Raw genomic sequence first — 13,979 nt, forward strand, 5'->3', positions numbered from 1 at the left:
GACTGTCCGCTGCAAGCCAAAGGCTTGTTGCCACACATCAGGGTTAACAAGCGTTACTGGCACTGATCGATAAGGCACTCCAACAGACCCGGAAAACTGAGCATTCGGGCCGATCAGGTACTAACGTGCCAGACGGGCGGTAGAGTGTACGTAGGAATTAAACGAGGTGATACATTTTTGTACGGACTTGAACGCTTTTAAACGGCGGCTTTGAAAGGCTTACAGCAGCGATATTTCCTGAAACCGGGAGGTCTTTAACCGGACCTCCCGACCGACCTACAAACAACGGGAGGCAGGTTGCGCGGTCCAGCTGGCGGCAGTTGCGGCGATCTTGTCAGCTAACCGGGACACGGCTTTCTGATGGGCGATAATGAGATTTTCCATGCCTTCCCCGGCCTGTTCGCGAATCACGCTGCTGCAGGTCAGACTCTGCCGCTTGCTGCCGGCGGTAGCGCCTGCATCGCGAAGCCCGAGCGTCCAGACCACATCGATCAACGCATAATTGCCAGGCATCGACTCGAAGCGGCGTACATCTGTACGGACCGAAAGCACCGGTTGATCGCTGTTTTTCGGCAGACCGGCCATGTCGCGGCTGCCGAAATGACGTTCAAGTTGCGGCGTCAGCGCATCGTGAAACTCGTCGCCCAGTGGCGAGCCCCAGCGTTCGGTGTCCAGAATCGCAAGGCTGCCGTTGCCCTGGCGAACCACCAGTGGCGGCTGGTCAACCTGAACCGGCATCAAGACCGGCAGCATCTCGAACTGAAACGGCATGGGTCTGGCCGCTACGCTGCTGGCCGCGCCCATGGGCGCAATCAGGGTGTAATAGTGGGTCTGCGTCGATGTGCAGGCACCCAGGCCCAGGGCTGCGGCAAGTACCGCCAGTTTCAGGCGCAAGGTCATTGTTTTGGCTCCAGATCAATGGCTCGGGATGAGGACGGGGCGTTGAACGAGCGTGGGGCTGCATCGCCCGTGCGACCGCGAATCAGCGATTCTGGATGGCGGCTGAGGAAGTCAGTCAGCACCCGTACCGAACGAGCGGTGCGCTGCACTTCATCCAGCGCCTGGCCCAATTGTTGACGCGCAGGCGAATCTTCAGCGAATGAATCGTTGGCGGTGCCCAGCGTTTTTTCAGCCTGCTGCAAGGTGCCACGCATCTGCGGCAGCACACTGCTGTTCACCTGTTTGAGGGTTTTCTGCAGCTCGCTCAGGCTGCCATTCAGATTCTTCGCCAGCTCGTCGATCGGCAGTTTGCTGAGCTTCTCGACGAACGCCTGCAATTGCTCCTGCAACTTGTCGAAGCTGCCCGGTACGGTCGGGATTTCCAGCGGACGGGCCTTGGCATTGAATGCCACTTTCGGTGCCTTGGGATCGAATTCCATGGCGATGTACAACTGGCCGGTCAACAGGTTGCCGTTGCGCACTTGAGCGCGAAGGCCGTTGGCGACAAACGCTCCCAGCACTCTGGCGGATTGTTCCTCTTCATCGCCCTTGCCGCCGAGTTCCTGCAGTTTCGACTCGGCCGCACCCAGGCGCTTGGGATAAATCACTGCACCCACGATACCTGGGAAGGTCTTGGTCGCCGGGTCGTAATCCAGATCGACCGACACCACCTTGCCGATATTGACGCCCAGAAAGTCTACCGCTGCGTTGACCGTCAACCCGCGAAGCGACTGATTGAAGCGCATGCGGATATAGCGCGGTTCGCCGTCGGGCGGAGCCAGCGCGGTGGCCTGATCATCGAATATCTTGAATTCGGCGTTCTCGTCGGCGAGTTTCGAGTCCGGGCTCCAGTTGGGCTCGCGGAAGGCAATGCCGCCGGAGATGATCGAGGTCAGCGACTGGGTATTGACCTTCACCCCTGACGCGCCAACCGTGATGTCGACCCCGCTGGCATTCCAGAAACGGGTGTCGGTGGTGATGTACTGATCATTTGGTGCGTTGATGAAGATCTGAATATCGACCCCGCGACCATCCTTGGACAACTCGTAGCCAACCACCTGACCGACCTGAATGCGTCGATAGTAGATCGGTGAGCCAATGTCCAGAGAGCCGAGGTCGTCGGTATGCAGTTTGAAGCGCTTACCTTTTTCACCGAAAGTGACCGGTGGCGGTGTTTCGAGGCCGGTAAAGCTGGTTTTGGTCTCCTCGGAGCTGCCCGCGTCGGCACCAATGAAAGCGCCTGAGAGCAACGTGTCGACGCCCGTTACGCCGTGCGCGCCGATGCGCGGTCGCACCACCCAGAACTGGCTGTCGATTCTCGTGAACGGCGCGGCGCTGGTGTTCAGGTCGATGCTGGCCAGTACATGGGTACGGTCTTCACTAAGTGTGATATCGGTAACCATGCCGATGATCACGTTTTTGTATTTGACCTGGGTCTTGTTGGCCTCAAGGCCTTCTGCGGTCAGGAAGCTCACGGTGATTTTCGGGCCGATGTTCATCCAGTCATGCAAAGCCATGGATACACCAATGATCGCTGCAACGATCGGCACCAGCCAGATCAGCGAGACGCGCAGGCGACGACGTTTGACTTCAGGGCGTGGCACTGAAGCAGACGGGGGGAGGGTATTGTCAGACATCTTCAACCTCTGCGTCCCAGATAAGCCGGGGATCGAAACTCATGGCGGCGAACATCGTCATCACCACTACCAAGCCAAAAAACAGAATACCGATCCGCGGCTCGATGGTGCTGAGCTCGCGAAACTGAACCAGAGACGCCACAAGGGCCACAACCAGCACATCGAGCATCGACCAGTAGCCGATCAGCTCGATGAAACGGTAAAGACGTGCGCGCTCGCGCATCGCCCAGGTGCTGCGGCGCTGACACGTGATCAGCAGCATGCCCAGCACCAGAAATTTGACACAGGGCACCAGAACGCTGGCGACAAAGATCAGGATGGCAATGTCCCAGGAGCCGCTTTCAAAAAACTCCAGTACGCCGCTCATGATGGTGCTTTCACTGCGGTTGCCCAGCAGGTTGGTGTACATCACCGGCAGCACATTGGCCGGGATATAGAAGATCAGTGCGGCAATCAGATAAGCCCAGGTGCGGCTGATACTGTTGGGCTTGCGTCTGTGTACCGGTGAGTCGCAGCGCGGGCAGCGCGTAGCGTCCTCCTGGCAGGCGTAACCGCAGGTATGGCACAGGCAGAGCTTGTGTTCATGGGCGAAGGGAATGCCGTTCATTGCGGCGGCACTCCCAGTTCATCCCACAACCTGCGGATGTCCTTGTTGGCGATCAGCAGAATCAGCACCATCAGCATGGCCATGGCCCACAGCCCGACGCCGGGATGCACGTCGAGCATTCCGGACAGCTTGATGATCGCCACCAGAATACCGAGCATGCACACTTCGAGCATGCTCCACGGCCGCAGGTGTTCCAGAGCGCGCATGCAGGCCCTGAAGCCGGGCGCGATGACGCCTTTGTGCGCGTGTACCAACACCCAGAACAGCAAGGCGATCTGCAAAAGCGGCGCAAAGATAATCGAAAGGCCGGCGACCAGCGCAATGATCGTGATTCGCCCTTGAGCAAGGGCTTCAACCGATTGCCAGAGCGTGACCTCGTTGGTCAGGCCCTTCATGCTGATGCTGATCACCGGAAACAGGTTGGCGAACACAAAAAGCATGGCCGCAGCGACGGTCAGTGCCAGTAACTGCTCGATGGTCATTCGGTGGCCGCGCCCGAGCAGTGCCTCACAACGCAGGCAGAACGCTGCTTCACCGGGCTTCAGCGGTTGCGCTTCGTACAGCGAGTCGCAATGCTCGCAAATGATCAGGCCAGGAGAGTGTTCAGTAGGATGCACAGTGCTCATCGACGCCATTGCTGCAGAGGTAAGGGGTGAGAACGCGAAGCACGAAAAGATACCTCGTTAATGGCAGTGTGAAGCGTTTTTTTTTGTACAGTCCATGCCAACGTATTGGTACACGTCATTGACCGCGATAGCGGTGGGTGGTTCACATGTCATAGCGCCATTATTCCATGCGGGAGCACATGCAGGAATAAGGGTGGAGAATATGTCAGCAACCGATGCCTTTTACAGTCATCTGCAAGGCACCGGTCGCCGTATTGTTTTCAAACAGGCCTGTCCTAGAGCTTGCCGGGCTTTACGCGTTGCTTGAGGAACCCTAGCAACTGGCGGGCGGACGCTGGCACGTTGTGTTCGTCAAACGTGAGGCAGATTTCTCTGGCCTCATCCTCAATGGTGATCTCGTACTGATTCAGATCCCGCGCCTGATCATTGAACGCGCTGCTGGACTGATTCAGGCCGCTGTCACTGACCAGCCGCTGCAGTTGCTCGGCTTCCGGCTGCTCAAGGGTGGACGTATCGACTTCACAGCGTTTGACGGCACCCGCAAAGCCGCCGGATTGCACTAGACAGACTTTCATTTCAAGCACCTTTGTGTTCGGCTAAACCTTGACCCCGACTTCCTTCCAGGCCGCTTGTACGGCTTTTTTGGCTTTAGGGCCGAAGCGTGAATCCGAGGCGATTTTTATGCTGGCTCTGGCGCAGTCGACAAACTGACTGTCAGAGGCCAGCTCCAGCATCGTTTCATACCAGATTCTGCCCGCTACTTCCCAGGCATTTCCGCCCAACGCCTTGGCGACCAGCACGAACGCCCGATTGGGGATGCCCGAATTGATGTGTACGCCGCCGCGGTCCTTGGTGCCAGTGTACAGGTCGGCCATCGTTGCCGGTTGCGGATCATCGCCCAGGTCCGGATCGTTGGAATAGGCGGTGCCCGGTTTTTCCATGTCGCGAATGCCCCGTCGTGTAGGAGCGGGCACTAGCAATTCCTTGCCGACTACCCAGTCCGACTCGGCGGCGCTGGTGCCCTGTTTCCATTGACGCACCAGCATGCCGAAGACATCGGCGAAATGCTCGTTGAGGGCTCCGGACTGTCCGCGGTAATCCAGGTTCGAGGTGAAACTCTGCACCCCGTGGGTCAGTTCATGGCCGATTACTTCCAGGCTGCCGGTGAAGCGCTTGAAGACCAGATCGTCGCCGTCGCCATACGCCATCTGGCTGCCATTCCAGTAGGCGTTGCTCAGCGGTACGTGGTCGCCATTGAAGTCCACCTCGGCGACGTGCACCGTAGACACCAGCGACATGCCACTGTCGTCCAGCGAATTACGCTCGAACAGTTCTGCGTAGAAATCGTAGACATCGCCGGAACCGTCGTAGGCTTCATCGGTTGCCTTGTCACCAGTCGGGGCCTGGCCTTCCTTGCGAGCCACAGCGCCGGGAAGATCGTCGGTTCCCTTGGCATCGTGAATCACGCGGTGCTTTCGACCGTCAGGCGATTTGATCGCGTGCATGGAGGGCATGGTTCGGGCTGAAAGTCGTGATGCCAGGAACGCCGAGCTGCTTGTCAGATTGGCAATGGCTCGGGCGCTGACCAGAGTCTTGGGGGACTGCGCCATACGCTCGAGCATATAAGGCGGAATGAAGCAATGCAGGGGGTTACGGTCGTCGTACATGATGAACTCCTGTTCTAATGCACCAACGGCGGCAAGCCATCGGTCAACATGGTCGCAGGCGTTTGACACTTCATGTTGCGTTTATATGCAAAGAAATAGCTGATCACATGACCAGTGATCGCAAAAAATATAACTGATTGTTGCGAGAACAGCGCATGGCCAGTGCCCAATGCCCTTTGGCCGGGCATGCGACACCTCGACACAGTCCATCAACGGGCGTTGCGGGAATGTTAGACTCGCGCCACTTCAGACGAGGAGCAGACCTACGTGCGCAAGACGGTAATGATGATAGTGGTACTGGCTCTGGCCGGATGCGATGCAGGCAGCTCGCGTGCGCCCGCCAGGGAAAAAGCCCAGGATGCGGCGGTTACTGCTCCGGTCTCCACGCCACAGTGGTTCATTCAGATGAATTCGCGCGAAGCGGTGAGCGATACCAGTGCCTGGCTGCTGGAACGCAGTTATGCCCCGGTCATCGTGGACATCGACGGTAAGCAGCAATTGTTGATCGGACCTTATGAAAGCCAGGCCCAGGCCGAGGAACAGCGCGTGTTGTTGCAGGCCAAAGTGAGCAAATCCCACCGGTTTGCCGAGCCGTCGGTGGTACAGCACGCCCGCTTAAGGTAATTCATCAGACCTACACCATCGTTACAACAGCATCAAGCATTGCGGGCCCGTACCCAGGCCCGCGATGCTTCGCATCAGCGGCTGTCGATCAACGACGACCCAGCAACAGGCCGACTACCAGGCCGAAGCCAGCAGAAATAGCCACGGTTTGCCACGGGTGACCACCGATGTAGGTTTCGGTCGCTTCAACAACTGGTTTGGTGCGGTCGCGCACGCTGGCCATCGAGTCCAGTGCCTGCTTCAGCTTGACGCTCAGTTGTGCACGCAGCGTTTCTGCTTCTTCGCCGACCAGCGCAGCGCTTTCCTTGAGCAATTTGTCGGATTCTTCGATCAGTGCCTGCAGGTCACTGAATGCCTGATCCTTGATTTGATCGGCAGCTTGTTGAGCAGGGGTCTTACGAGCCATGGGTATCTTCCTTTCAAGTGATGGCAACAGTGATCAATGGAGTCTCGCGCATCCTGAAAAGTTGCAATTGCTTGAATGAGCCGACGCAAGACTCTGCAGGTAACGCCCCTTACGGGTGTAAGATGCAGCCGTTTTTAGCCGTAGGTGACTGTGATGAGTTTCAATCTGGCCAATCGGCCGCTCCCCGAACGTACCGCTCTTGAAGACGAGAAATCCCGTTTGTTCGACCTCTGGCAGAGCAATCTGGGCAAGGCCAAGAGTGAAGCTGCACGCTTGATGGGCGAGCGCGCGAAGCGCAAGGGCAAGTGGTCCGAATGGGTACGTTCCGAACTGGACACGATGAGCCCGCCGGAATACGCCAACATGGTTCGCAGTGAAGTGAACCGTCTGGTAGCGGCGAGCAAGTAGCCTGCGACAGCGGCCTTCGCATTTGGCGGTGATCGTTGCTCGTGCCAGCGTTGGCATGACGATTACAAATTTCCGTTCCTCATGCCCCCGCATGGGAATGCCTTGCATGCCGGGCTGATTCAGGCCTTTTGAGAACATTGATGGCCCAAGCCAGCGCAAGATTCACCCAGGGCAGCGTAGCGCGCCACATCGTCATCACCGCCAGTACCAGTGCCTTGAGCCTGTTTGCGATTTTTCTTGTCGACATACTGACGCTGGTCTATGTCTCGATGTTGCATGACCCTGTGCTTCTGGCTGCGGTCGGCATCGCCAAGGTGCTGATTTTTTTCAACAGCGCGCTGGTGACCGGTGTGATCATCGCTGCGACTTCGGTGTTGTCGGAGCGCATCGGCCATCGCGCGGTCAAGTCCATACCTCGACTGACCGGCAGCCTCATGCTGATGGTGGTCATGGTCGCCGGTCTGGCGTCTGCCGCACAGTTGGCGCTGGTGGTGCCGATTACCCACTGGCTGGGGGCCGAGGCGGCCACTTACGAGGCGGCGCGCAGTTTCATCTGGCTGACACTGCCTTTTACCGTGCTACAGGCCGTGATGCAGATGTCGGCGCAGATGCTCAGAACCACCGGTGATAACCGTCGGGCGCTGGCAGTGGTGCTCTCAGCGGCCGCCACGCTGGCGGTCGCAGACCCGCTGTTTATCTTTGTGCTGGACCTGGGGTTGAACGGCGCAGGCATCGCCTTTGCCATATCGGCAGCGGTCTCCGCGTCTATCGGGCTGTATTGGGTGCGCAGCCGCATAGGGATGGTTTTCACGCGCAATCTGAAACTGCTGCGCCTGCATGCCGTGCGTACCTTCAGGCTTGCGCTTCCTGCCATGGCGGCGAATCTGGCGACGCCGGTCGGTTTGGCTTATCTTGTCGCCTTGCTTTCGGCATTCGGCACCTCCGCCCTGGCCGCCATGGCGGTGCTGGATCGGGTCCTGCAGTTTTCGTATTGCGCCTTTTTTGCTTTGCCTGGCGCGCTGGCCCCGGTGCTTGGCCAGAATATTGGTGCGAACCGCGACGATCGCGTGCGCTCTGCGGTCATCTTTACCCGGCGGCTGGTGGTCTGTTACGGGCTGGCAGTCTGGTTGATGCTGGTGCTGTGTGGCGGCATGATTGCCGATCTCTACCAGCTGGGAGCCGAGGCCCGCGCTGTGTTCATGGCCTTTTGCTTGTGGGGCGGCGGTCTCTGGGTTTTGATTGGTCTGGATTTCGTCGCCATCGCCGTATTCATGACCATGAACAAATCATGGTGGGTAGCGGTGTTTGCCTGGCTCAGGGCAACGGCGGGTACCGTGCCCTTCGTGTTCGCCGGCATTCACTGGTTTGGCAGCAGCGGTGCGTTGCCTGGCATGTTTACCGGTAATGCGATCATTGCGCTGATCTCCATCACCACGGCTTCACTGACAGCGAAGCGGTTTTTCACCAGCAGGACCCCGGTTTCCAGCATCGGGGTACATTGAATCAAGGCGTTATCAGGTTTTTATGGTTATCGAAGAATCAGGGAATGAATCCGAAGAAACAGCTGCGCCCAAGCGCCGTCGTGCGCCCAAGGGCGACATGCGCAGAAAGGCTTTGCTGGATGCCGCCACAGTTGTTTTCGCCAGGGACGGCTATTCGAGCGCATCAATGCGCGAGGTTGCATTGCTTGCCGGCATCACCACCGTCGGCTTGCTGCACCATTTCCCCAACAAGGAAGCCTTGCTCGCTGCGTTGCTGGAGCGCAGGGATCAGCGGGTTACGTCACGCTTCCAGGATCTGGTGACCGAACCGACGCTTGAAGGGTTTCTGAAATTTCTGAAACTGAGCATGAGCTTCAGTATCGAGAATGCTGACGAGTGTCAGGCGGCACTGCTGATGAATACCGAGAGCCTGTCGAAGTCGCACCCTGCGTGGACATGGCACCGCGAGCGATTCCAGCTGACCCATGAGCATGCTCGCGGCCATTTGCACGCGTTGATAGAGGCGGAGGAGGTGCGTGCCGACATCAATGTCAAAGCCCTGGCCCAGGAAATCTTCTCGGTCATGGACGGTTTGCAGATTCAGTGGCTGAGAAGCCCGCAAGACGTCGATGTCATGGCGGTTTTCGATATCTACGTGCAGCGTCTGGGCAGGGACATCAAGGCTCATCCCTGAGCCTTGACGGGGTGCATCAGTAAGTCTGTGCCGCGCTGACCTGTACTGCCTTGCGCAGTGGCAGTGGCAGCGGGTTGCTGTCACGAGTGGTCAGTTTTTCCGGGTACAGGGTGATCAGCGTCCTGTTGAGGGTCAGGTTCTCCGAGTCTGCCCCCACGAGAATCTTGAACTTCCCGGCGTCCACGTCCCAGCTTGCCGTCTTGTCGACGTAGTAGGCCAGGGAGCGGGAGTCTATCGGTACGCTGACAGTCTTGCTCTCGCCGGGCTGCAGGTACACCTTGGTGAAGCCCTTGAGCTCTTTCTCCGGACGGTCCACCGCAGGTTTGACCGGCTGCACATACAGCTGTGCCACTTCGAAGCCTGCCTTGTCACCGGTGTTGGTCACGGTGAATTTAACGTCGATTGTCGAGCCTGGCGTCAGCACGTTGGTCGACAGTTTCAGGTCGCTGTAGCTGAACGTGGTGTAGGACAGGCCATAACCGAACGGGTAGAGCGGCTTGGCGTGTTTCTTGTCATAGCCGCGATAACCCATGTACAGGCCTTCGCTGTAGGTCATTTCGGTCAGCGGGTTGTTGCCGCGATAGGCCGCCGGGTCCGGATAGGAAGCATAGCTTGGGTTATCCTCGATTTTCTTGTCGATCGTGACCGGCAGCTTGCCCGACGGGTTGACCTTGCCATAGAGGATCTCGGCCACCGCCTGACCGCCTTGCTGGCCCGGGAACCAGGCTTGCAGCGTAGCGCCCACCTTGTTTGCCCAAGGCTGCATGTTGGCCACGCCGCCGCCGTGCATGACGACGATGGTGTTGGGGTTGGCCTTGGCAACGAAGCTGATCAGCTCAGCCTGTTGATCGGGCAGATCGAAGCCGTGGTCAGAGCCTTCGCCTTCGTTCTCGGACGTGTTCCCTGTAGCAACCACGACTGCATCGTATTTCGACAGGTCTTTTGGCGGACGCAACGACGCCCAGCTCATCTGCACGCCCGTCAGGCTACCCAGCACAGGGATAAAGTTGCCTTGTACACGCTGGTATTCCAGCTTCACGCTGTAGGTCTTGCCAGCCGACAATGCTGCGGTTTTCCCCGACGTTGTCAGCGCGTTCACTACGTCACCGGAGTAAGGCACGCCATCGCTCTGTAGAACGAGTTCATCGTTGACCCACAGTTTGTAAGGGCCGTCTGCTCGCACCTTGAACACCTGAGCGCCCGAGACGGTTGGTTTGATGGTGGTGGTAAACCGCGCCGAGAATGCCCCGGGTGACGGGCTGAAGCCAGACACCGCAGTACTGCCTGCGTTGGTGACGTTGCTGCCGGTGGTCCAGTTCAGGTTCAAGCCTGGTTCCACGCGCGTTAGCGCCGGGTCGCCGGAAGAGTTGGTGTTGGAGAAGTACTCGGCTTTTACCCCGGCGTTGCTGATTCCGTTGTCGCCGGTTGCTGGCTGATACCACACCGAACTGGCCGGATTCAGGCTCATTTCCGAGAGGTAGGTGACATCGGAGCTGCTGGACGCCAGTTGCTGCAGGCCGCTCAGCTCGGTTACATAGCTGTTGGGCGGCGAGTTCGCAGTGCCAAAAGGAGATGCAGGGACATCGTGGGCCCAGTTGCCAATCACAGCGATTTTCGCCGAGCGCGCCAGCGGCAGCAACGGTTTGCCCGCAGCGGTGTTTTCGTTGCGCAGCAATACGATGGATTCGCGCGCGGTATTCAGTGCAGCGCGCATGCCGTACTCGGGATGCTCCAGGGGCTTGGCGGTGTTGAGGTTTTCCTGGAGGTCGTAGCTGACGATGGCGCGCAGGTTACGTTTGACCTTGTCGTCGATCACGTTCTGGGTCAGTTGCCCGCTCCACAGGTAAGGCAGCAGTTTGGCTTCGGTAAACTGCAGGCCGGATGGCATGTCGATGTCAGTACCGGCCCATGCGCCCTTGAACGCATCGTGAATGGCGTTGAAATCACTGATGACCATGCCCTGATAGCCCCATTCGCCCTTGAGCACTTCAGTGATCAGGTGATGGTTTTCACAGGCATAGTCGCCGTTGACCTTGTTGAAACCGCACATGATCGAGGCGACATTGGCGTTCTTCACCATCGACTCGAAGCCCGGCAGGTACAGTTCACGCAGGGTGCGCTCATCGACCTTGATTTCGACTGCCTGACGATTGGCTTCCTGCTCGTTGGCCAGGTAGTGCTTGCCGCTGGCCTGGATACCCTGGGCCTGAATGCCGTTGACAATGGCCGGTGCCAGTACCGCGCCGAGGAACGGGTCCTCACCGCTGACATATTCTGCCGAACGACCGTTGTAGGGCGTGCGGTACAGGTTGACGCCTGGCGACAGCATCTGCTGGCCGCCGGAAATCCGTGTCTCATAAGCGATGGCCAGGCCGAATTCCTTGGCCCGGTTGATGCTCCAGGTCGCTGCCAGCGCCGACTGCGAAGGGTACTGAGCACCGAACGTGGCATTGTTGACGTGTACGCCCATGGAGGAGTCATACGCCACGGTGCCCTTGATGCCCCACTTGAGCAGGGAAGGGATCATGTGGCCGTCGTCGACGCGAGTGAAGTTGATCTTTTCCGACTGGTTCATGTTGTCGAGAATCGAGCTGACGCGCGCTTCGACTGCGTTACCGGTCGCCGGGGTCACGGCGGCGAGTGCAAGGTTGGCCTGCGTGACGCTGAACGTCAGCAGGCTCAGGCTCAGCGTCTGTTTGAAGGCTGACAAGGCAAGTGTCCTTCCGGTCGATGTGATCGGTTGATTGAGGTTGTTCATGGTCGTTGTGCCTGGGCAGGGGCGTCGTCGGTGTCCACTGGCGCTTCGAGCAGGGACGACGAACTCTGTTGTTGAGCCGGGTTGATCTTGTCAGCGCCTGATAACTGGTCGCGCTTGGCTTCCACCTGCGTCCGGATCTGTTGATCGGACACAGCGGTATTTGTGCTGGAAGTTGAGTCCGCTGACAGTGCGCAGACACTGTGCGCGCACAAAAGTACTGCACTGAAAACAGACAGCATGGTTCTAGTCATCGATTGCATCTCGATTAATGGTTTGCAGGAGAAAAACAGACGGCTGTCGCAATGACACATCGCTTGGCTGAACAGTAAGTCCAACGCGACAGTAAAAAGTTCACCGGTAGATAAAGTATTACTAACCTTATTTTTATTAAATGATGTCAGTTGGCCTTCATCAGGTTTTTCTTGACGAAAAAATTGGGGTGATGATTTTTACGGGTTTAAATAGCTATTTTCGCTATTAAATTGGTTTTAATTGTTAAAAAAATTGTAATTTTTAGGTTTTAATTGCTTTTTAGTAAACCTAATTGTAGTTAGGTTTAGTGGTCTGGTAAGCTTTGCATTCTGACGCTTTTACGTGCGTTCAACTCAAGCGACTAATAGTCTATTCAGGGCGGTTCTATAAAGTATTGATGGGCTCAATGATTGTTTTTGAATGCGCTTCAATAAATAGAGTGTTCTAAAAAGTGCGCAAAAATTGACGCTTTGTGAACGGCTTTATTCAAGGTTGAGCGTGTGTTGTGCAGGTCGGGAAGAACGGTATCGGGTGTCCACTGTTTTGCGCGTCAGGCGTCATTAAGTTAAAGGCAAATGCGGTGAGTTACGAATGTCCACGCGTTGACCTCGCGATCTTGAGCATCGTCAAGCGATTGTGCTTGAGCACACCCCAAAAGCTTACGTTTGGTCAGATCTACCGGGAGCTGGTGCGCGCGTACGCTCGTGCCCCCGGCCATCCACGTTTGTGTGGGAGCGGTCGACACGCTGGTCAGGGAGGGGCTTCTGATCTCCGCAAGAGTCCTGGAGCCCGATCAGTCATTTCCTTATACCCAGCACATCATCAGTGGCCTGACCGAGATTGGCGCAGCCTCGCTTGCCAGCTGTGAAGACCCTGTGGTCACTCAACGCAGTGTCACTCGTTATACGGCAACGAGAGGTAGTATTGGCCCAGTTCGGTCAGCTTACCCTCATTGTTCAACAGGCTGGAAAAGTGCGGGTCCGGGTTCATCCGGCCAGTGAACCAGGCGTACCTGAACACGTCCGTGCGCTGCTCAAGCGTGGCGACCATCTCGGCCATCTGCTGCTTCTGCTTTTCGACCGTATCAATCTGCGCACCGTCATCCAGGGCGTGCCAATTGGCGAACTCGGTGACCCAGAAGGGTTTTCCGTACTTCGACAGCCGGTCGAGCATTCCTGGCAAACCATAGTCGTACCAGTGAAAAGCCAGGTAATCGATGCGCGGGTCGCGATTTTGATTCATCGATCGATAGGCTGTGTAGAAGGCATCAAGCCATACCACCGGGTCGCCGTAGCCCGGCATGGTTCCCCAGTTCATCGCTGGCCCCACCAGTTTTACGCCGGTCTGGGCAGCGATCTGTTCCAGCCTCGGCCAGAAGCTGGCCGCCGCTTCGGGCGTCATGTTGGCCTGGTCGAGCAGATTCGGCTCATTGATCACCAGCAAATAGCGGATGGCGGGATGGGCCAGCAGGTATTGCTTCAATTGACCGTCGTCAACGTTGCCGTTCCATACCATCGGGATGAAATCCACACCGTACATTGAGGCGTAGTCGTAGGACGCCAGGCGGTCGTGGGGCTTGGGGCTCCAGTTGTACCACCAGCTCACGCCCGAAGATAACGCACTCAGGTCGGCGGGCAGGGCGATGTCGTAGGCAATGCCGCGCTTGGCGCTTTTTTCTGCAGCCCATGTCGGTGCCATGCACAGGCTGAGCATCAGCGTCACAAGAGCCAGAAAGGTCGGGAAAAAACGTGCTGACGGGTTCTGCGGGGTCATTGGCAAATCTTCCTTGAGGGTGGGGAGGCATGGAGCATGCTCAGCAGTCAGCCAGCAGAAAGCATGCCACCTGTATCGCCCCGTTTACGCTGCCAAACCCTGACAGA

At 57.6% G+C, this 13,979-nt stretch carries 14 protein-coding genes and 1 pseudogene; 5 read left to right on the plus strand and 10 right to left on the minus strand.

What is annotated here, in order from left to right:
- Positions 1-276: 276 nt before the first annotated feature.
- The 6 genes from FFH21_RS11675 to FFH21_RS11700 all read right to left on the minus strand — a co-directional run bounded on the left by FFH21_RS11675 (position 277) and on the right by FFH21_RS11700 (position 5,476).
- Entirely contained in the window at positions 277-900 is a 624-nt protein-coding gene (locus FFH21_RS11675; protein ID WP_004658604.1) for a membrane integrity-associated transporter subunit PqiC, read from the minus strand.
- On the minus strand, positions 897-2,576 hold the full coding sequence (locus FFH21_RS11680) for an intermembrane transport protein PqiB (RefSeq protein WP_004667542.1): 1,680 nt from the start codon (positions 2,574-2,576) through the stop codon (positions 897-899). The genes FFH21_RS11675 and FFH21_RS11680 overlap by 4 nt, the downstream gene beginning before the upstream one ends.
- Positions 2,569-3,183 carry a paraquat-inducible protein A gene (locus FFH21_RS11685; protein ID WP_041924524.1) on the minus strand — a complete coding sequence of 205 codons (615 nt, stop codon included), beginning with the start codon at positions 3,181-3,183 and terminating at the stop codon, positions 2,569-2,571. The genes FFH21_RS11680 and FFH21_RS11685 overlap by 8 nt, the downstream gene beginning before the upstream one ends.
- On the minus strand, positions 3,180-3,809 hold the full coding sequence (locus FFH21_RS11690) for a paraquat-inducible protein A (RefSeq protein ID WP_004664884.1): 630 nt from the start codon (positions 3,807-3,809) through the stop codon (positions 3,180-3,182). Before FFH21_RS11690 ends, FFH21_RS11685 begins: the two co-directional genes overlap by 4 nt.
- 275 nt (positions 3,810-4,084) lie before the next feature.
- Positions 4,085-4,384 (minus strand): protealysin inhibitor emfourin, encoded by a 300-nt coding sequence (locus FFH21_RS11695; RefSeq protein ID WP_002553232.1) that lies wholly within the window; start codon positions 4,382-4,384, stop codon positions 4,085-4,087.
- A 21-nt stretch (positions 4,385-4,405) separates the two neighbouring features.
- Positions 4,406-5,476, minus strand: a complete 1,071-nt coding sequence (locus FFH21_RS11700) for a M4 family metallopeptidase (protein WP_011168427.1) — start codon at positions 5,474-5,476, stop codon at positions 4,406-4,408.
- Between the two features lie 267 nt (positions 5,477-5,743).
- Between FFH21_RS11700 and FFH21_RS11705 the strand changes: the two genes are divergently transcribed.
- Positions 5,744-6,100 carry a hypothetical protein gene (locus FFH21_RS11705; RefSeq protein ID WP_004658600.1) on the plus strand — a complete coding sequence of 119 codons (357 nt, stop codon included), beginning with the start codon at positions 5,744-5,746 and terminating at the stop codon, positions 6,098-6,100.
- An 88-nt stretch (positions 6,101-6,188) separates the two neighbouring features.
- Here the strand turns inward: FFH21_RS11705 and FFH21_RS11710 are convergent, their stop codons facing one another.
- Positions 6,189-6,506, minus strand: a complete 318-nt coding sequence (locus FFH21_RS11710) for a YqjD family protein (RefSeq protein WP_003400563.1) — start codon at positions 6,504-6,506, stop codon at positions 6,189-6,191.
- Between the two features lie 153 nt (positions 6,507-6,659).
- On the opposite strand from FFH21_RS11710, the gene FFH21_RS11715 reads away from it, so the two are divergent.
- The 3 genes from FFH21_RS11715 to FFH21_RS11725 all read left to right on the plus strand — a co-directional run bounded on the left by FFH21_RS11715 (position 6,660) and on the right by FFH21_RS11725 (position 9,089).
- A complete protein-coding gene (locus FFH21_RS11715; protein ID WP_002553235.1) occupies positions 6,660-6,914 on the plus strand; it encodes a hypothetical protein in 255 nt (84 codons plus the stop codon).
- Between the two features lie 140 nt (positions 6,915-7,054).
- The gene (locus FFH21_RS11720) at positions 7,055-8,416 is read left to right on the plus strand and encodes an MATE family efflux transporter (RefSeq protein ID WP_041924525.1); all 1,362 of its coding nucleotides are present in this window, start codon (positions 7,055-7,057) and stop codon (positions 8,414-8,416) included.
- A 22-nt stretch (positions 8,417-8,438) separates the two neighbouring features.
- Positions 8,439-9,089, plus strand: a complete 651-nt coding sequence (locus FFH21_RS11725) for a TetR/AcrR family transcriptional regulator (protein WP_004664892.1) — start codon at positions 8,439-8,441, stop codon at positions 9,087-9,089.
- A gap of 16 nt (positions 9,090-9,105) precedes the next feature.
- On the opposite strand, the gene FFH21_RS11730 is transcribed toward FFH21_RS11725, so the two are convergent.
- Together FFH21_RS11730 and FFH21_RS11735 are read right to left on the minus strand one after the other, a co-directional pair.
- Positions 9,106-11,847: a glycoside hydrolase family 3 protein gene (locus tag FFH21_RS11730; protein WP_054073184.1), complete on the minus strand. Its 2,742-nt coding sequence runs from the start codon at positions 11,845-11,847 to the stop codon at positions 9,106-9,108.
- On the minus strand, positions 11,844-12,086 hold the full coding sequence (locus FFH21_RS11735; protein WP_002553239.1) for a hypothetical protein: 243 nt from the start codon (positions 12,084-12,086) through the stop codon (positions 11,844-11,846). The genes FFH21_RS11730 and FFH21_RS11735 overlap by 4 nt, the downstream gene beginning before the upstream one ends.
- 551 nt (positions 12,087-12,637) lie before the next feature.
- Between FFH21_RS11735 and FFH21_RS30835 the strand changes: the two are divergent.
- Positions 12,638-12,956 (plus strand): annotated as a pseudogene (locus FFH21_RS30835) (hypothetical protein); the annotation flags it as partial.
- A 37-nt stretch (positions 12,957-12,993) separates the two neighbouring features.
- On the opposite strand, the gene FFH21_RS11745 reads toward FFH21_RS30835, so the two are convergent.
- Positions 12,994-13,812 (minus strand): glycoside hydrolase family protein, encoded by an 819-nt coding sequence (locus tag FFH21_RS11745; protein WP_004664896.1) that lies wholly within the window; start codon positions 13,810-13,812, stop codon positions 12,994-12,996.
- Positions 13,813-13,979 lie beyond the last annotated feature (167 nt).

The organism is Pseudomonas sp. KBS0707 (assembly GCF_005937945.2).
Lineage (GTDB): Bacteria > Pseudomonadota > Gammaproteobacteria > Pseudomonadales > Pseudomonadaceae > Aquipseudomonas > Aquipseudomonas amygdali.